Raw genomic sequence first — 17204 nt, 5'->3', positions numbered from 1 at the left:
CTCCGGTCGCGCCCGGGGCGGCTCACGCGCCGTGGGATCGGGCGCGATCGTTGCGTAGGCTCGACACATGCTGCGCCTGTATGACACACGGAATCGCCGGGTCGAGCGGATCGTCCCCGAGGGGAGCCGTTCCCTGCGGATGTACACCTGCGGCCCGACCGTCTACAGGTCGGCCCACGTGGGCAACCTCCGCTCGTACCTGCTCGCGGACCTGATCAGGCGGGTCAGCGAGCGGCAGAAGGTCCGGGTGGTGGCCTGCCGCAACATCACCGACGTCGGGCACCTGGTGGACGACACCGAGATCGACCCCTCCGGCGAGGACAAGGTGCTCGCCCAGGCCAGGGCCGAGGGGCGGAGCGTCCTTGAGGTCGCGCGCTTCTACGAGGACGCCTTCGTGGCGGACACGACCGCGCTGAACATCCGCCCGCCCGAGCACTCGCCCCGGGCGAGCGAGTCGATCGACCTGATGATCGAGATGATCGCCAAGCTGATCGAGAAGGGGCACGCGTACGCGACCCCCGACGGATCGGTCTTCTTCGACGCCGCCTCCTTCCCGACGTACGGAGAGATCTCCGGCAACCGGCTCGACCAGCTGAGGCCGGGCCACCGGATCGAGGCCGTCGACCCGCGCAAGCGCTTCCACGCCGACTGGGCGCTGTGGAAGCCCTCCGAGCAGGGGCTGACCTGGGAGACCCCGTGGGGCCGCGGCTTCCCCGGCTGGCACATCGAGTGCTCGGCCATGTCGCTGCGCTTCCTCGGCGAGAACATCGACCTGCACACCGGCGGCATCGACCTGCGCTTCCCGCACCACGACGACGAGCGCGCCCAGTCCGACGCCACCGCCGGGCACGAGGTGGTGCGGCACTGGGTGCACGGCGAGCACCTGCTCTTCGACGGGCGCAAGATGTCGAAGTCCACCGGCAACGTCGTCCTGCTCAAGGACGTGGCCGACGCCGGTCTCGACCCGCTGGCCGTACGGCTCGCGCTGCTTGAGCACCGCCACCGCCAGCAGATGAACCTCACCTGGGACACCCTGCGGGCCGCCGACAAGACCCTGCGCCGCTGGCGCGGCCAGGTGGCCGAGTGGTCGGAGTCGCCGAGCGGCCCGATGCCCGCCGACCGGGTCTCCAGGATCGAGGCCGCCTTCGACGACGACCTCGACACTCCGCTCGCGCTGCGGCTCATGCGCGAGCTGGAGCGCGACGGCTCGATCTCCCCCGGTTCGCGCTTCGAGGCGTTCCTGCACCTCGACCAGATCCTCGCCCTGGACCTCTCCCTCGACATCGGCAAAGCGGTCAGGCCGAAGCCCCTGCCGGAAGGCGCCGCCGAACTGCTCGATCGGCGCTCGCGAGCCCGCGACGCCAAGGACTGGGCCGCCTCCGACCTCCTCCGCGACGAGCTCGCCGCCCTCGGTGTGAAGGTCGTCGACACCCCCGGGGGCCAGACCTGGTCCTGACGGCCGTTCCGCTCCGGGGCCGGCAGCGTCCCGATCATGAGTGAGATCGTTCCACGACGCCGAGGACCGGAGCGGTTCCGCTCCGATCCTCCTTGCCGTCGCCGAGTGGCGTACCGCCATTGACCGCACCGGGAACAGCGACCTCCACGACCAGATCGACCCGTGCTGCGACACGAAGGCGGTACCTGAGACTCTCGATGAGAGAAGCGCCGATCCAGATCAAAAACCGGCGCCGTTCAGATCGGCTGCTTTTTGCAGGCCGAACAAGAGGTCCTCGTTGAATTCTTTCCACGAAGAGACCTCACAGATGGGTCCCAGCGGGTCGATGCGATCTAAAAGTTGACGACGATGCTCCGGGAAACGCTTCTTGAACTTTTCCAGCCTTCTTCCGGACAGCCCTGAAGCGAGAGCGAGTTTTTCGGCGAGCATGGCTTTGGGATCCGGGATCTCCTCGACGGATCTCGCTTTCGGAAGCCCGAGATTCATTCGACCGTTCGGGTTTCCGGAAACCTGCCTGATGTTGTACTCATCCAGCATGAGCCATGCCTCGGTCATGCGAATCGGGATGGCGCCCATGAAAGGAGTGTTCGGCACAACCGCTTCGACGGCCAGTCGGATTTCGCGCAGCCGAGACTCCCTGCTTTCCCTGTCGGCGTCGCGATGAATTATTATAAGCTCGTAGTCTCCGCCGATCTCCTTGATCATTTCCAGCTTGGATTTGACCGTTCTTTGACGGGCTTGAGGGAGCCTTTCCATCAGCGGATCCGTAACGACCACCATAAATCCATGTTCGCTTGCTATACGCCTGACATGAGTCGTGATACCACTGTCACTGGTTCCTTCGCCAAGGAACAAGATGCGCAGGCTCACACGATCTCCAAGGTAAGCTGAGCTCCGGGTGGGGTCGTTAGGTAGGGAAGGATGTCGGCCTTGGTGACCGCCCCGCCTCTTGCGTTCTCGTCGTCACGCCAACACCCCGCAAGGGGACGTAGCTGGAGTGCGTTCGTCATCGTTCCGTCAGGCGCCCGTCGAATATCCGTCTCCGCAAAAAGAAGATCTTGAGGGTCCACGAGTTGGACGACCGCAGGTGAATGAGTGTTCACAATGACCTGACGGAATGGATTGTCCGGGCCCGGCGCCTCTTGGGCATCGACCGCCAAATCCTCGACTAGGCGGACCATCGCGTTTAGATTGGCCGGATGTATGCCGTTCTCGGGCTCCTCCATACACAGAAGGCCTTCAACCGAAGGATCTTCGAGAAGGACACAGAGGGCGAGAAACCTAAGGGTTCCTTCGGACAGACTTCTGGCGGGAAGGGCAAGCCCTCCGGACTCGACAAGCTGCACCGTAAAGAGTTCCCGGACGTCGTCCTGTTCGACCTGAAGCTTTCTGACATTAACGCCCGATAAGTCAGCCAGTCGCCCCGCGACTCTTGCGTAGATACGCTCTGGATCACCATCCTCGTAAGCTATACGAAAAAGAGTTGCCGCGAGATGACGTCCTGTCGGATCCATTTGACGTGTATCAACGTAACGATCCGCTGTCCGAAGCGCGGAGGGCTCAAGAGCCAACCGACGCCAGGACTGCATTTCTCTTCGAGCGGCTAAAACAGTGGGATCATCGCTGCTGGTGACCGTACTCACGACCGTTGCGGGAGCTCTGGATGCGGCAGCGGGCTTTGGTTGACCCCTGCTTCCGCCATCCTGATGGATGCTGATGATCGGCTGACCGTCGGCATCTTGCGTGGTCGAGATGAATGCGGTACCGGCCCGACGTCCGTGCAGTACCGCTTTACGAAACTGACCGGCATTGTGCTTGAAGCGAAGCTTGTCGGGCGCATCCCCCAGCTTGATGTGTCGAAGGTTTTCCGCGAGCAGGCCGAGCCGTCCAATCTTTTCTATTCCTGTGGGAGGAACATATCCGAGCTCCAGTTCGTAGCGAAGGAAGGTGATCGCAGGTCTGGCCGGTCGCCCGAAATCGTCCTCGACTTCGCCTGGAACAATCATCTCCGCTGCGAATCGCATCGTGTGATGAGCTCCGGAGTATCCGTTCCAGAACAGGTCGCGGGGATCGCCCAGGCGCTCCCCATGCACCCCACGGACCTCTTGGGCGGCTTCGAGCAGAGATCTGTCCGCTAGGAGACTAAGAAATTGAATCACATCGAAAATATTTGACTTACCTGTGCCGTTGACACCTGCGATGCACGTGAAAGGACCAAGATCCACCCCGAAATCCAGGAGGTTCTTGAATCCGTCGACTTCCAGTCTTGTAAGCATCAGAGCCTTCCCATGCGCCCCATGCTAGCGGCGGCGGGTAAGTCAGTCTCGTCTCCCGCACGATACGCACAGCGCCCGCACGAAACTCCAGGAGGAGGCTGGGAGGACGGAGCGCCTCCCCGGGGAATCCCTCCGGTCGTCGGCCCGCCGCCTCATCGGTGAGAGAGACCGCGATGCCGGTCCCGGCCCCCGGCCGACCAGACCGCGTAATTGGTGTTTTACCGGACCCATCACGCGAAGGCTGCTCGTGCCATCCGGGAGACGTACTCCCCGTCCACCCGCCGGGGGCCGAGGACTCGGTTATGGCGTGCGCCTTCCCGAGTACGGTCGTGAACCGAGAGCGAGGGCGTAGGTGTTGAATTACGGGGTGAAAAACATCGCGCCCACAGGGGCCCAACACACCATCTCGGACGGCGGTTTCCGGGCCGTCGTCACCGAACTCGGAGCAGGACTACGGAGTCTCACCCTGGACGACCGCCCGCTCGTCGTCGATTTTCCCGAGGACGAGCCCCCGCTCGGCGGGGCGGGGCTGCCGCTGCTTCCCTGGCCGAACAGGGTCGAGGACGGCCGCTACACGTTCGACGGCGAGGAGCGGCAGCTCGCACTGAGCGAGCCCAAGACCGGCAACGCGATCCACGGCTTCTCCCGGTCGTTCCCCTGGACTGTCCTCTTCCACGACGACAGCTCGATCCGGCTGGGGATGCGGCTGTTCCCCCAGCTCGGCTACCCGCACGTCCTTGACCTCTCCGTCCGGTACGCGCTGAGCGCGGCCGGTCTGGAGGTCGAAGTGAGCGTGGAGAACGTCGGCGCCATCGACGCGCCGTACGGCTTCGGAGCCCACCCCTACCTCTCCCTCGGCACCCTCTGCGCTCTTGACGAGGCCCTCCTGGAGCTTCCCGCGGCTCAGTGGATCGCGGTGGACGAGCGGAAGATCCCCACCGGCCGCCACGACGTCGAGGGCACCGAGTACGACTTCAGGGTTCCCCGCCCGATCGGTGGGACGGAGCTCGACACCGCGTTCACCGGTCTGGAGCGCGGCGCCGACGGCCGGGTGCGGGTCACGCTGGCGGCCCCCGACGGGACCGGGGTCGAGCTGTGGGCGGGCGAGGGGATCGAGTGGCTCCAGCTCTACACCGGTGACACCCTGCCGGAAGGTCACCGCCGCCTGGGGCTCGCGGTGGAGCCGATGACCTGCCCGCCGAACGCCTTCCGCAGCGGTGAGGACGTGATCCGGCTCGCCCCCGGCGACCGCGCCGTCCACCACTGGGGGATCGGCCCGATCTGACCGGCGTCCCGGCCCGCCGCTGAGGGCTCGGGTCGTACGAGCGGAACCGGGTCAGACGGCTCGCGGCCACCGTGCCGTGGGTGTTGACCAGGTCGGTAGCAAAAGTCTCATACGCGCATCTTCGCCCTGACGTCGGTGCCGACCCCATGGGGGTGGTGCCACACTTGCGGAAGCATGTCGCCTAGGAGGTTTTTGTGAGGTTCCGCCCGTACGCCTGGATGCCCCGACCGCTCACGTGGCTGGCGCGGGTGCTCACCGTTCTTCTGGTGCTCGGGCTGTTGCTCGCCGGAGCGGGCGTATGGAGCGTGCGAGCCTCCTTCCCACAGCTCGAAGGCGAGCTCAAGGTGGACGGCTTGAAGGGAAAAGTCACCGTATATCGCGATAAGACGGGTATCCCGCACATATACGCAGACTCCCCAGAAGATCTCTTTCTCTCCCAGGGCTACGTCCACGCCCAGGACCGCTTCTTCGAGATGGACTTCCGCCGCCACGTCACCGCGGGACGGCTCTCGGAGATGTTCGGCTCGGCGACGCTCACCGAGGACAGGGTCATCAGGACCATGGGCTGGCGGAAGGTGGCCGAGAAGGAACTCCCCCTGCTCGACGAGCGGACCCGGCGCTACCTGGACGCCTACGCGGGCGGGGTGAACGCCTGGATGAAGCGGAACGACGGCTTCGCCGACAAGAGCCTGGAGTACGTGCTGCTGCGGGCGACCAGCCCGGACTACCGGCCCGAGCCGTGGACCCCGGCCGACTCGCTCGCCTGGCTCAAGGCGATGGCCTGGGACCTGCGCTCCAACATGACCGACGAGATCGGCCGGGCGCTCGCGGCGAGCAAGCTGCCGCGCGGCCGGGTGGAGCAACTCTGGCCCGACTACCCGTACAAGACCAACCAGCCGATCGTCACCCGGGGCTCGGTCGGCGAGCGCGGGTTCCGCCAGGACGAGGAGCCGAAGACGTCCGAGCCCGAGCCGTCAGGGGTGGCGCCCGCCACCGGGGCGCTCACCCGGGCCGCCGAGGCCATCCGCGCGGTGCCGAGCCTGATGGGCGACCCGGCGGGCGGCAGGGGCATCGGCTCGAACTCCTGGGTGGTCGGCGGCGAGCACACCGAGTCGGGCAAACCGATCCTCGCCAACGACCCCCACCTGGGGCCGGGCATGCCCTCGGTCTGGTATCAAGCCGGGCTGCACTGCCGCGTCAAGAGCCCCGAGTGCCCGTTCGACGTCACCGGATTCACCTTCTCCGGCGTGCCCGGCGTGGTCATCGGCCGCAACGACAAGATCGCATGGGGCTTCACCAACCTCGGCCCGGACGTCGCCGACCTCTACCTGGAGCGGATCAAGGACGATTCGTACCTGCTCATGGGCGAGTGGAAGCCGATGACCACCAGGACCGAGACGATCAAGGTGGCCGGGGGCGAGGACGTACGGCTCACGGTGCGCGACACCATGCACGGGCCGATCATCTCGGACGTCCTGGAGAGCGCGAAGGACACGCTGCCCGGCATGGACGCGGTCTTCGAGGAGAAAGGCGACGCGGTCGCGCTCAAGTGGACCGCCCTGGAGCCGGGCAGGACCGCCGACGCGATCTTCGAACTGAACGTCGCTCAGGACTGGCAGCAGTTCAGGGCGGCGGCGAGCAGGTTCGAGGTGCCCGCGCAGAACCTGATCTACGCCGACACCGAGGGCAACATCGGCTACCAGGCCCCCGGGCGGATCCCGGTGCGGACCCGCGGCGACGGCACCTGGCCGGTGCCCGGCTGGACCGGTGAGTACGCCTGGCAGTCGACGATCCCCTTCAACGAGCTGCCCAGCCTCTACAACCCGCCGGAGGGCTACATCGTGACCGCCAACAACGCGGTCATCGACCCCGCCCGATATCCGTACAACCTCACCAAGGACTGGGCGTACGGATACCGCTCCCAGCGCATCCTTCAGCGCCTCCGCGAGGCGCTGAAGGACGGCGGCAAGGTGGGCGTGGCGGCGATGAGCGCGCTGCAGCAGGACAGCGACAACGGCTTCGCCCGCTTCCTGGTGCCCAAGCTGCTCGACGTCGAGATGGCCGGGCCCGCCAAGGACGCCCGCGAGCTGCTGCGCGAGTGGGACCACGGGCAGGGCGCGGACTCGGCTCCCGCGATGTACTTCAACGCCGTCTGGCGGCACCTGCTCGTCGAGACCTTCAACGACGATCTCCCCGAGGGGGCCTGGCCCCAGGGCGGCGACCGCTGGTTCGAGGTCGTACGGGTCATGCTCGACAAGCCGGACGAGGCGTTCTGGGACGACACGACCACCCCGCGCGCCGAGACCCGCGACGACATGCTGCGACGGGCGATGGCGAGGGCCTACGACGAGCTGAACGGCCTGCTCGGCCCGGACGTCAAGGACTGGCGCTGGGGCGACCTGCACTCCCTGGAGCTCGTCCACCAGACCTTCGGCACCTCGGGGATCGGCCCGATCGAGTGGCTGTTCAACCGGGGTCCGTTCCCGGTCGCGGGCAGCGACGACGCGGTCAACGCCGCGGGGTGGGACGTACGGGACGGTTACGCGGTGAGCTGGCTGCCGTCCATGCGGATGGTGGTGGACCTGGCGAACCCGGACAAGTCCCGATGGATCAACCTGACCGGCGCCTCCGGCCACGCGTTCCACGACAACTACTGGGACCAGGCGCCACTGTGGGCGCGCGGCGAGACCACCCCCATGCTCGCCGGCCAGGAGGCCGTCAAGAAGGCGGCCACCCACACCCTGACGCTCAGCCCTTGAGGCTCCGCTGTCAGGGCGTCAGGACGCGGGACTCGCCGACGGCGAGGTCCCACAGGTCGGCGCGGTCCCGCCCGGCCTGCGCCCACGCCACCCTCGCCTCCTCCACCGGCGCGAGGAACGACTCCCCCGACAGGACGAACGTGCCCCAGTGCATGGTCGCCATCCGGCGCGCCCCCACGTCCTGGCACGCCCGCACGGCCTGTTCGGGATCGACGTGCGCGGCCTGCATGAACCAGCGGGGCTCGAACGCTCCCACCGGCATCAGGGCCAGGTCGATGCCGTCCGGGTAGCGGGCGCCGATCTGCGCGAAGCGCTCACCGTACGCGCTGTCCCCGGCGAAGTAGATCGTCTGGTCGTCGGAGGCGATCACCCAGCCGCCCCAGAGGGTCTTGCAGGTGTCCCAGATCGACCGGCGGCTCCAGTGGTGGGCGGGGACGAAGTCGAAGCGGACGTCCCCCACCCGGGTGCTCTCCCACCAGTCGAGCTCGGTGACGTCACGGAATCCGCGCCGGGTGAACCAGGACCTGAGCCCGGCCGGTACCAGGACGGGCGTGTTGCGCGGCAACCGCCGCACCGTCCACGCGTCCAGGTGGTCGTAGTGGTTGTGGCTGATCACCACGGCGTCGATCCTGGGCAGGTCCGCCCACGCGACGCCGGGCGGGGTGAGGCGGGGCCGGTGGACACCGACGATCTTCCTCGCCCAGACCGGATCCGTGAGAATGGTGAGCCCGCCGATCTGCACCACGTACGTCGCGTGTCCCACCCAGGTGACGACCGCCTCGGTCCCCGTCAGCCGTGGGAGCCCGTTCCTGTGGACCGGGATGCGGTCCGCGTCCCCGACGTCGGGCCGGAGCGTGCCGTGCCAGGCGACCGCCAGCAACTCCTGGAACGTCGGGATCGGCGAGGTCAGCCGGTCCCTGAAGCCATCCGGCCACGATCGTCTCGGCAGGGGCTCCGGCCGCCTCGGCGGCGCGGGCGGTAGGGGAGGCGCGGGTCGCACGGAGGTCCCGGACCGTACGGGGAACTCCGTCCCCGTCGAGGTTCCCGTCGAGAAGGCCATCGCGGGGGCCGTCGAGGGGGCGGAGAGCACGGAGGAACGGGATGCCGCCTCGGCGATGGCCGTACGCGGTCCTGAGGGGCGATCCCGCACCGCCCGGCCGGCGGTGCGGCCCAGTTTCCTGAGGGCTCGCGCCGGTCGCGCGGTGAAGCGGGCCGACCATCCGGGACGCCACGGAGGCACCGCGACGAGGCCGTCGAATTCCGCGGGCAGGTGGGAGGCGGTTGCTGGGTGGGAGGTCTGTGACATGGGCGGCCCCCTTCGGTCATCGACAGCTCACCCCTTGTAGATCCCCCCACAGCGGGATTCATTCCTTTTGTGGGGATCTGGTGTTACGCCACCAGGGCGACCTTCGGACGTAGTTGCCGTCCTCCAGGTTCGCCAGCCGCTCGAAAAGGTTCCACGAAGCCTGGTTTCCGCAGATCATCATGGAGACGACCACCGCGACGACGTAGAGCGGGAGCATCGGCAGACCCACGCAGCACATGTACTGGGAGGCGTGCCGGTCCTCATGCTTGAGCAGGGCGCCGGTGAGAAAGCCCTCCGGGTGCTTGGTCAGCACCACGTTCCCCACGGTGAACGCCGAGGCGATCGGGAACCCGAAGCGGTAGCCGTACGCCAGGAGCAGCCCGTCGGGCCCGGGCGTCACCTGGGCGCGGCCGACGCGCGCCAGGAGCAGCCCCAGCGGTGTGGACAGGTTGACGTAGTTGAGGGTTCGCCGTACTCGATGTAACCGCCGCATACCCGGATTGTCCGCCATCGGGGCGGCGAGCGACAGACGCCCCGGGACGCCGAGCGGGGGCCGCGTCAGGGAGCGGACGTGCCCGGTGGTGCGGGTGGGGTCTGGGAGCCGGGAGGGACCCGGCCGGGCGGGGTCTGATCCGGCCCGGTCCGGTCGGGCTGTACGGAACCGGGTACGACCGAGTCGGGCGGCGCAGCACCGGACCGGGCCGGGCCGGGGGCGGCCGAGCCGGACCGAGCCGGGCCCGGCGGAATCCCCGGGTCGGACGTCGCGGGCGAGGGCGGAGAACCGGGCGGGAAACCGGACGGAGGCGGGGAATCCGGCGGTATCGGCGCGGACTCGGGACCGGAGCGGTAGCCGTCCGAGGTGGGCGGCCACGTCCCGCCCAGGATGGCCGACGGCGAGAGCATGATCCCCACCGTGACCGCCGCGAGCCCTCCGTAGAGGTAAAGGTAACCGGACAGGTCGTTGGCGATGACCAGGTCGCCCTCCGGCCGTCCGGAGATCCAGATCATGGTGATCAGCGCCCAGCCCGCCACGAACGCCACGGCCGCGGACTTGCCGTGCGTCATCCGGCCGGCCCCGTAGGGGATCGCGAACAGCAGGGCGAGGCAGACGACGGCGGAGACCGGGACGGGCCTGATGTACCAGGAGTGCTGGAAGCCTCCCAGAACGCCCAGCAGCAGCCCGAGCACGAAGAGCACGGCGTTCGTCGCCACGGCGACAACCGTCTCCGAGGGCGCGCGCACAGCCGGGACCTGCTCCATCACAAGCATCGAGGCTAGTGGATCCCGGCGAAGAGATCGTCCTCACGGTCGTACGGCTCGCCGAGCCCACCCATTTCGATCGGCGCTCCCTGGCCCGCGGGACCCCGTACACCGGAGCGGAGGATGAAGTGCTCGACCCCGAGGAGTTCCTGGCCGACGTCGTTGGACAGGGCGAACCAGGGCGGGCTCACGCTGATCTGGGTGGCGTGCGCCCGCAACGCCTCGGTCTTCCTGCCGATGTGGGCGCGGGCGTCGATCTCGGTGGTGACGTCCCCGTCCGCGCAACCGAACGGCAGGTCGTCGACCGGCTCGACGAGAAAGGGGGTGCCGCTCTCGCGCATCGCCTCCTCGCTCCTGTACAGCACGGATCTGGGGACGGCGGTGTGGTAGAACTTCGCGACCCGCCACGGCCCGTCCCCGCCGAGCACCTCTCCGGACGCCCCACCGGCCCTCTCACCAAGCGCCACTCCACCCCCTCCACCGGACGCCCCACCGGCCCTCTCGCCGGGCACCTCGCCGCCCCCTCCACCGGGGGCCTCCCCGGACGCGGAAGCGCCCTCCGAGCGGGTCACGGAGCCCGAGAACACCCCGAACCCCGGGTCGGCGGCCAGCTCGACGGCCCGCCAGGCGACGCGGTGGGCCTGGATGTGGTCGGGGTGGCCGTAGAAGCCGTTCTCGTCGTAGGTGACGAGCACCTGGGGCCGCACCTCGCGGATGATCCTCGCGAGCTCGCCCGCCGCCTCGTCCAGGTCGGCCCCCCAGAAGGCGTTCTCCCTGTGGTTGGAGGCGGCGCCCATCATGCCCGAGTCCCTCCAGCGGCCGGGGCCGCCCAGGAAGCGGTGGTCGGTGACGCCGAGCGCCGCGCAGGCCGCGGCGAGCTCCCCGACGCGATGCTCGCCCAGCGTGTCGTCGCGGTCGGCGGTCAGGTGGGCCAGCTCCGGGGGGATGACCTCGCCCTCCTCCCCCAGCGTGCAGGTCACCAGCGTGACGTGCGCGCCCTCGGCGGCGTACCTGGCCATGGTGGCTCCGCTGCCGATCGTCTCGTCGTCCGGGTGGGCGTGTACGAGCATGAGGCGCCGATCAGTCATGCGTCCGAGGGTATCGATGCCGGGCATCGCCCAGAACCTCCGAATTCCCTTACCGGCGGTCCCTGGAAAACAAGACACTCGATGCGGAACTGGCAAGATGGCTCGTATGAGTGAGAGCTTCCCTCGCCTGCACGCCAGAACCCGTCGATTCACCCTCGGGGTGCCGCGCGGCTTCACGATCGCCCCGGGCGGTGACCGCGTCGTCTTCCTCCGGACCAGGAGCGGCTTCGACCCGGTGACCTGCCTGTGGGAGTACGACGTCCTCAGCGGCACGGAACGGCTCATCGCCGACCCTCGCGCGCTGACGGCCGACGAGGAGGACCTGCCGCCCGAGGAGCGGGCGCGCCGCGAGCGGAGCAGGGAGCAGGCCGGGGGCATCGTCGGATACAGCACCGACTCGGCGGTGACCGTCGCCGCGTTCGCGCTCTCCGGGGGCCTCTACGTCGTCGACCTGAAGACCAGGAACGTACGGCGGCTGACGACCTCCGGGCCGGTGATCGACCCCCGGATGTCCCCCACCGGCGTCCACGTCGGCTATGTGACCGGCGGCGCGTTCCACATCCAGGACCTGGAGGACGAGGTCGACCACGCGCTGGCCCGTCCCGAGTCTCCCGAGGTGACGTACGGCCTCGCCGAGTTCATCGCCGCCGAGGAGATGGACCGTATGCGGGGCTACTGGTGGTCGCCGTCGGGTGAGGCGATCCTGGTCGAGCGGGCCGACGACTCACCGGTGCAGCACTGGCACATCGCCGACCCGGCCAACCCGGCCCGCCCCGCCACCGAGCAGCGCTACCCCGCCGCCGGTACGCCCAACGCCGGGGTCGAGCTCTTCGTCCTCACCCTCGACGGGGCCCGCGTCCCGGTGCCCTTCGACGACGAATACCTCGTCAACGCCGGCTGGGACGCCCACGGCCTCTCGATCGTCACCATGACGCGCGACCAGCGGACCATGCGGCTGTTCGACGTCGACCCCGCCACCGGCACCTCCACGCTCGTCCGTGAGGACACCGACCCCGCCTGGGTCGACATCGTCACCGGTGTTCCCGGCCACCTGTCCGACGGCAGCCTCGTCTGGGCCGCCACCGCCGAGGGCGGCCATCGCCTGATCGTCGGCGACTCCCCCGTCACGCCGCCCACCCTCCAGGTCCGCCAGATCCTCGACATCGACGGCGAGACCGTGCTCTTCCGCGCAAGCGGTGAGCCCACCGAGATCGCCGTCTGGGCCTACCGGCGGGGCCAGATCACCCTGGTCAGCCCGACCGAGGGCGGCGTCTACAGCGGCCACACCGCGGGCGGCACCCTGGTGATCACCGGCCAGACCCTGGGCAGCGAGGGTTCGGTCACCCGCGTCCTGCACAACGGCACGCCCCGCGGCCACATCACCTCCCACGCCGAACGTCCCACCCTGGACCTGCGGGTCTCCCTGATCAAGGCGGGCGAGCGTGACCTGTCCACCGCCGTGCTCCTGCCCGCCGGGCACGTGCCGGGCTCGGCGAGGCTGCCGGTCCTCATGGACCCGTACGGCGGACCGCACGCCCAGCGCGTGCTCGCCGCGAGCGGAGCGCACCTGACCAGCCAGTGGTTCGCCGACCAGGGCTTCGCGGTGGTCGTCGCCGACGGCCGCGGCACCCCGGGGCGCGGCCCGGAGTTCGAGCGGGCCGTCCTGCACGATCTGGCCACCCCGATCCTGGAGGACCAGATCGACGCCCTGCACGGCGCCGCCGCGCGGTTCCCCGACGACCTGGACCTGTCGCGGGTCGGCATCAGGGGCTGGTCGTTCGGCGGCTACCTGGCCGCCCTCGCCGTGCTCCGCCGCCCCGACGTGTTCCACGCGGCCGTCGCCGGTGCCCCGGTGACCGACTGGCGCCTGTACGACACCTGCTACACCGAGCGCTACCTCGGCCATCCCGACGAGGGCCACTACGACTCCTCGTCGCTGTTCGCCGACGCCGAGAAGCTGGACCGCCCCCTGCTGCTGATCCACGGCCTCGCCGACGACAACGTGGTCGCCGCGCACACCCTGCGCCTGTCCTCCGCCCTGCTGGCGGCGGGCCGCCCGCACAACGTGCTGCCGCTGTCGGGGGTGACCCACATGACCCCGCAGGAGACCGTGGCGGAGAACCTCCTGCTCCTCCAGGTCGACTTCCTGAAGAAAGCCCTGTCCTGAGCTCTCCTCGGTAAGGCTCTGTCCCGAGCCTTACCGAGGTTGTCGGTGGTTCTGGCCAGGAGGGTTGCGAAGGTGCGAGCCGTGCGAGCCCCGCTCTCATCGGGAGGTGCCGTGCCAGCTGCTCCACAGTGCCGCGTACGAGCCTCCGGCCGCGACCAGCTCCTCGTGCGAGCCGAGCTCGCTGACGCGGCCGTCCTCCACCACCGCGACGCGGTCGGCGTCGTGGGCCGTGTAGAGGCGGTGGGCGATCGCGATGACCGTACGTCCTTCGAGGACGGCGGCGAGCGAGCGCTCCAGGTGGCGGGCGGCGCGGGGGTCGATCAGCGAGGTGGCCTCGTCCAGGACGAGGGTGTGCGGATCGGCGAGGACCAACCGGGCCAGGGCGAGCTGCTGCGCCTGGGCGGCGGGGACGGCCTCGCCGCCGGAGCCGACGACCGTGTCGAGCCCTTCGGGCAGGGCCTCGACCCATTCCCAGGCGTCGACGGCCTCCAGCACCTCGCGGACCCGTGCGTCGTCGGCGTCGGGCCTGGCGATCAGCACGTTCTCGCGTACGGTGCCGCGGAAGACGTGGTGCTCCTGGGTCACCAGGGCGACGTGGCCGCGCAGGTCGTCCAGGGGGAGCTCGACGAGCGGGACGCCGCCGACCGCGACCGAGCCGGTGCGGGGGCCGTGGATGCCCGCGAGCAGGCGTCCTAGCGTGGACTTGCCCGCCCCCGACGGGCCGACCATGGCGAGCCGCTCCCCCGGCCTGATCGTGAGGTCGATGCCGTGCAGCACGTCGTGGCCCTCACGGTAGGCGTAGCGGACGTCGTCGGCCCTCAGCTCGCTGCCCTCGGGAGCGGCGGAGGTGGCCTCGCGGTCGTCGGGCACCTCGGCGACGCCCAGCAGGCGGGCCATGGAGGCGCCGCCGACCTGGAGCTCGTCGATCCACATGAGCAGCCGGTCGAGCGGGTCGATGAGCTGCTGGACGTACAGGGTGGCGGCGGTGACCTGCCCCAGCGATACCCAGCCCCGGGTGTAGAAGAGGCCGCCGATGACGAGCGTCGCCACGATCGGGATCACGTAGCCGAGCTCGACCGTGGGGAACCAGACCGTGCGCAGCCCCATCGTGTATCTCTCGGCCGCCCACGACTCGGCGATGTCGGCGTCGGTGCGGCGGTGGCGCCGGTCCTGCAGGCCCAGGGCCTCCACGGCGCGGGCGCCGTTCACCGTCTCGGCGAGGCCGTCGGTCATGTCGGCGTACGCCGCGCTCTCTCGCAGGTATCCGTCTCTGGCCCGCTTGAGATACCAGCGGGTGGAGATCCACAGGACGGGGACGGCGAGCAGCGAGGGCAGCGCGAGCAGCGGCCCGACCAGCAGCAGCGCGCCGACGGTGATCACGCAGGTGACGAGCGCGATCAGGGTCTCCGGCACGGCGTGCCGGACGGTGCGCGACAGCGAGTCGACGTCGCGGGAGGTCCTGGAGATCAGGTCGCCGGATCCGGCGCGCTCGACCGTGGACAGCGGCAGGCCGAGCACCCGCCCGACGAACTCCTCGCGCAGCTCGGCGAGGACCTTCTCCCCGAGCCTGGAGGAGAAGTAGACGGCGAACCTGACCAGCACCGCCTGGGCGACCACGAAGCCGCCGATGGCGAGCGACACCCCGGTGACGTCGATCCCCGAGTCGTCGTGGACGCCCTGGACGAGGCCACCGAGCAGCCACGGCGCCGTCAGGCCCGCGACGGCGGCGAGGGCGTGCAGGAGGAGCGCCACGGTCAGGTCGCGGGGGTACTTCAGGGTGAGCCTGCGGGCGTACGCGCGGACCTGCGACTGGTCGGCGACGGGCAGGATCTGCCTGCTCATCACGCTTCTCCCCGGGTGACGACGGCGGCGTAACCGGGGTGGGCGGCGAGCAGCTCCCGGTGCGTGCCCTGGGCGCGCACGACGCCTCCTTCGACGTAGACGACGTGGTCGGTGCGGTCGAGCACCAGCGGGCTCGTCGTGCAGACCAGCGTGGTCCTGCCCGCGCGTGCCTTGGCCAGCCGGTCGGCGATGCGCGCCTCGCTGTGGGCGTCGACCGCGCTGGTGGGCTCGATGAGGATGAGCACCTCCGGGTCGAGGGTGAGCGCCCTGGCGAGCCGGAGCCGCTGCTGCTGGCCGCCGGAGAACTCCCGGCCCGCCTCGGCGACGCGCCCGCCGAGGCCGCCGGGCAGCGCCTCGACGATGTCCTCGGCGCACGCGACCCGCAGCGCCCGGCCCAGCTCCTCGTCCGTGGCGCGCCCTGTGACGTCGAGCTCGTCCCTGAGCACTCCGGCGAACAGTCTCGCGTCGTTGCCGGCGACGAGGATCCGGCGGCGCACCTCGGAGACCGGCAGGGTCGCGAGCGACACGTCGCCGAAGTCGACGTCGCCCTCGCCGTAGCGGCCGAGCCGGTCGGCGATGGCCTCGGCCTCCTCGGGGACGGCCGCCGCGACGGCGGTGAGCATGCCGGGACGCACGGCGACCCCGGAGGCGACGTCGCGCAGCAGGCCGCCCTCCGAGCGGCCGGTGCCGCCCTCCACCTCCGGCCTCAGCGAGAGGATGCGCACCACCCTGCGGGCGGCGACGTGCCCCTTGGTCAGCTTGTCCGCGGCCTCGGTGAGGGTGCGTACGGGGGCGATGAGGAAGGCCGCGTAGCCGTAGAAGGCGACGAGCTGGCCGGCGCTGATCTCGCCGCGCGTCGCGAAGGTCGCGCCGAGCCAGGTCACCGCGGTGACCAGCAGCCCGGGCAGCAGGACCTGCGCGCCCTCCAGCATCGACTCCACCGAGGCCACCCGCACCCCCGCCCGCCGCACCCGCTGGGACTCGGCGCCGTAGCGGTCGGCGAAGACCCGCTCGCCGCCGATGCCGCGCAGCACCCGCAGGCCGGAGACGATGTCCGCGGCGCGGGTGGAGAGGTCGCCCTGCAGGTCGCGGTGGGCGTTCTGGCGGTGGTGCAGCGGCCTGAGCAGGGGGGCGACGGCGACCGCCATCACGGGCAGGCCCGCCAGCACCATCAGGCCGAGCGGCGCCGAGCTGCTCAGCAGGATGACGGTCACGACGACGACGGCGACGGCCGCGCCGCCGCCCCGGATGAGGATGTCGATCGTGTTGCCGATGTGGGCGATGTCGGAGTTGCCGACGCTGACGACCTCGCCGGTGGACATGCGCTTGGGCAGGGTCGCGCCCAGCCTGGTCGCCTGCCTCGCGGTGACCTGGACGGTCCGGTAGGCGGCGGCGAGCCAGTTGTAGACGGCCATCCGGTGGCGCAGGATGCCCGCGACGGCCTGGGTGACGCCCAGGGCGAGCACCACCCCGCCCCAGGTGGTCAGGGAAGGCACGTCCTTCGCCGTGATGGCGTCGATCCCCTTGCCCATGGCGTACGGCACGAGGGCCATCGCGAGCCACCACAGGATGGCGTAGGCGATGCCGAGGAGCAGCGGGCCCATCTGCGCGCGGGCCACCCACCACAGGTATCCGAAAGGGCTGCGGGCATCGGGAACGCCGGGGTCGGCGACAGGTAGGGAGCGCATCTCACAGCAAGGGTCACAAACTTCGACCAGGCCCGGCAAACCATTTTCGGCCTTCCCGGCGTGTCGCCGTCAATTGG

At 69.7% G+C, this 17204-nt stretch carries 12 protein-coding genes; 4 read left to right on the top strand and 8 right to left on the bottom strand.

What is annotated here, in order from left to right; genetic code table 11:
- Positions 1-67: 67 nt before the first annotated feature.
- Complete coding sequence (gene cysS, locus AB0B90_RS22030) at positions 68-1456, top strand: cysteine--tRNA ligase (RefSeq protein WP_362924368.1); 1389 nt, start codon at positions 68-70, stop codon at positions 1454-1456.
- A gap of 219 nt (positions 1457-1675) precedes the next feature.
- Here cysS and AB0B90_RS22025 read toward each other — a convergent pair whose 3' ends face one another.
- Complete coding sequence (locus tag AB0B90_RS22025; RefSeq protein WP_350947924.1) at positions 1676-2326, bottom strand: hypothetical protein; 651 nt, start codon at positions 2324-2326, stop codon at positions 1676-1678.
- On the bottom strand, positions 2323-3732 hold the full coding sequence (locus AB0B90_RS22020) for an AAA family ATPase (protein ID WP_350947925.1): 1410 nt from the start codon (positions 3730-3732) through the stop codon (positions 2323-2325). The genes AB0B90_RS22025 and AB0B90_RS22020 overlap by 4 nt, the downstream gene beginning before the upstream one ends.
- A gap of 367 nt (positions 3733-4099) precedes the next feature.
- On the opposite strand from AB0B90_RS22020, the gene AB0B90_RS22015 reads away from it, so the two are divergent.
- Complete coding sequence (locus AB0B90_RS22015; RefSeq protein WP_362924365.1) at positions 4100-5017, top strand: aldose 1-epimerase family protein; 918 nt, start codon at positions 4100-4102, stop codon at positions 5015-5017.
- Between the two features lie 218 nt (positions 5018-5235).
- The gene (locus AB0B90_RS22010; protein WP_362924466.1) at positions 5236-7776 is read left to right on the top strand and encodes a penicillin acylase family protein; all 2541 of its coding nucleotides are present in this window, start codon (positions 5236-5238) and stop codon (positions 7774-7776) included.
- Positions 7777-7786: 10 nt separating this feature from the next.
- On the opposite strand, the gene AB0B90_RS22005 is transcribed toward AB0B90_RS22010, so the two are convergent.
- The 4 genes from AB0B90_RS22005 to mshB all read right to left on the bottom strand — a co-directional run bounded on the left by AB0B90_RS22005 (position 7787) and on the right by mshB (position 11430).
- Positions 7787-9082 (bottom strand): MBL fold metallo-hydrolase, encoded by a 1296-nt coding sequence (locus AB0B90_RS22005; protein WP_362924363.1) that lies wholly within the window; start codon positions 9080-9082, stop codon positions 7787-7789.
- 58 nt (positions 9083-9140) lie between these two features.
- Complete coding sequence (locus tag AB0B90_RS22000) at positions 9141-9575, bottom strand: hypothetical protein (protein ID WP_350947928.1); 435 nt, start codon at positions 9573-9575, stop codon at positions 9141-9143.
- Positions 9576-9640: 65 nt separating this feature from the next.
- Positions 9641-10351 carry a DUF6113 family protein gene (locus AB0B90_RS21995; RefSeq protein WP_362924361.1) on the bottom strand — a complete coding sequence of 237 codons (711 nt, stop codon included), beginning with the start codon at positions 10349-10351 and terminating at the stop codon, positions 9641-9643.
- A gap of 5 nt (positions 10352-10356) precedes the next feature.
- On the bottom strand, positions 10357-11430 hold the full coding sequence (gene mshB, locus AB0B90_RS21990; RefSeq protein ID WP_362924359.1) for an N-acetyl-1-D-myo-inositol-2-amino-2-deoxy-alpha-D-glucopyranoside deacetylase: 1074 nt from the start codon (positions 11428-11430) through the stop codon (positions 10357-10359).
- A 106-nt stretch (positions 11431-11536) separates the two neighbouring features.
- Between mshB and AB0B90_RS21985 the strand changes: the two genes are divergently transcribed.
- Positions 11537-13597 carry a prolyl oligopeptidase family serine peptidase gene (locus tag AB0B90_RS21985; RefSeq protein ID WP_362924357.1) on the top strand — a complete coding sequence of 687 codons (2061 nt, stop codon included), beginning with the start codon at positions 11537-11539 and terminating at the stop codon, positions 13595-13597.
- Between the two features lie 96 nt (positions 13598-13693).
- Here AB0B90_RS21985 and AB0B90_RS21980 read toward each other — a convergent pair whose 3' ends face one another.
- Both AB0B90_RS21980 and AB0B90_RS21975 read right to left on the bottom strand, forming a co-directional pair.
- Positions 13694-15439, bottom strand: coding sequence for an ABC transporter ATP-binding protein (locus tag AB0B90_RS21980; RefSeq protein WP_350947932.1), 1746 nt, complete (start codon positions 15437-15439; stop codon positions 13694-13696).
- Positions 15439-17127, bottom strand: a complete 1689-nt coding sequence (locus AB0B90_RS21975) for an ABC transporter ATP-binding protein (protein ID WP_350947933.1) — start codon at positions 17125-17127, stop codon at positions 15439-15441. The genes AB0B90_RS21980 and AB0B90_RS21975 overlap by 1 nt, the downstream gene beginning before the upstream one ends.
- Positions 17128-17204 lie beyond the last annotated feature (77 nt).

This window comes from Streptosporangium sp. NPDC049078 (assembly GCF_040648855.1).
Taxonomy (GTDB): domain Bacteria; phylum Actinomycetota; class Actinomycetes; order Streptosporangiales; family Streptosporangiaceae; genus Streptosporangium.
The sequence above is the reverse complement of the archived record's forward strand: the minus strand, read 5'-3'. Positions and strand labels throughout refer to the sequence as shown.

Bases quoted from the DNA above. Each gene is read 5' to 3' on its own strand.
- AB0B90_RS21985 (WP_362924357.1), top strand. From the start codon at position 11,537: ATGAGTGAGAGCTTCCCTCGCCTGCACGCCAGAACCCGTCGATTCACC.
- AB0B90_RS21980 (WP_350947932.1), bottom strand. From the start codon at position 15,439: ATGAGCAGGCAGATCCTGCCCGTCGCCGACCAGTCGCAGGTCCGCGCG.
- AB0B90_RS22000 (WP_350947928.1), bottom strand. From the start codon at position 9,575: ATGCGGCGGTTACATCGAGTACGGCGAACCCTCAACTACGTCAACCTG.
- AB0B90_RS22020 (WP_350947925.1), bottom strand. From the start codon at position 3,732: ATGCTTACAAGACTGGAAGTCGACGGATTCAAGAACCTCCTGGATTTC.
- AB0B90_RS21975 (WP_350947933.1), bottom strand. From the start codon at position 17,127: ATGCGCTCCCTACCTGTCGCCGACCCCGGCGTTCCCGATGCCCGCAGC.
- mshB (WP_362924359.1), bottom strand. From the start codon at position 11,430: ATGACTGATCGGCGCCTCATGCTCGTACACGCCCACCCGGACGACGAG.
- AB0B90_RS21995 (WP_362924361.1), bottom strand. From the start codon at position 10,351: ATGCTTGTGATGGAGCAGGTCCCGGCTGTGCGCGCGCCCTCGGAGACG.
- cysS (WP_362924368.1), top strand. From the start codon at position 68: ATGCTGCGCCTGTATGACACACGGAATCGCCGGGTCGAGCGGATCGTC.
- AB0B90_RS22010 (WP_362924466.1), top strand. From the start codon at position 5,236: ATGCCCCGACCGCTCACGTGGCTGGCGCGGGTGCTCACCGTTCTTCTG.
- AB0B90_RS22005 (WP_362924363.1), bottom strand. From the start codon at position 9,082: ATGTCACAGACCTCCCACCCAGCAACCGCCTCCCACCTGCCCGCGGAA.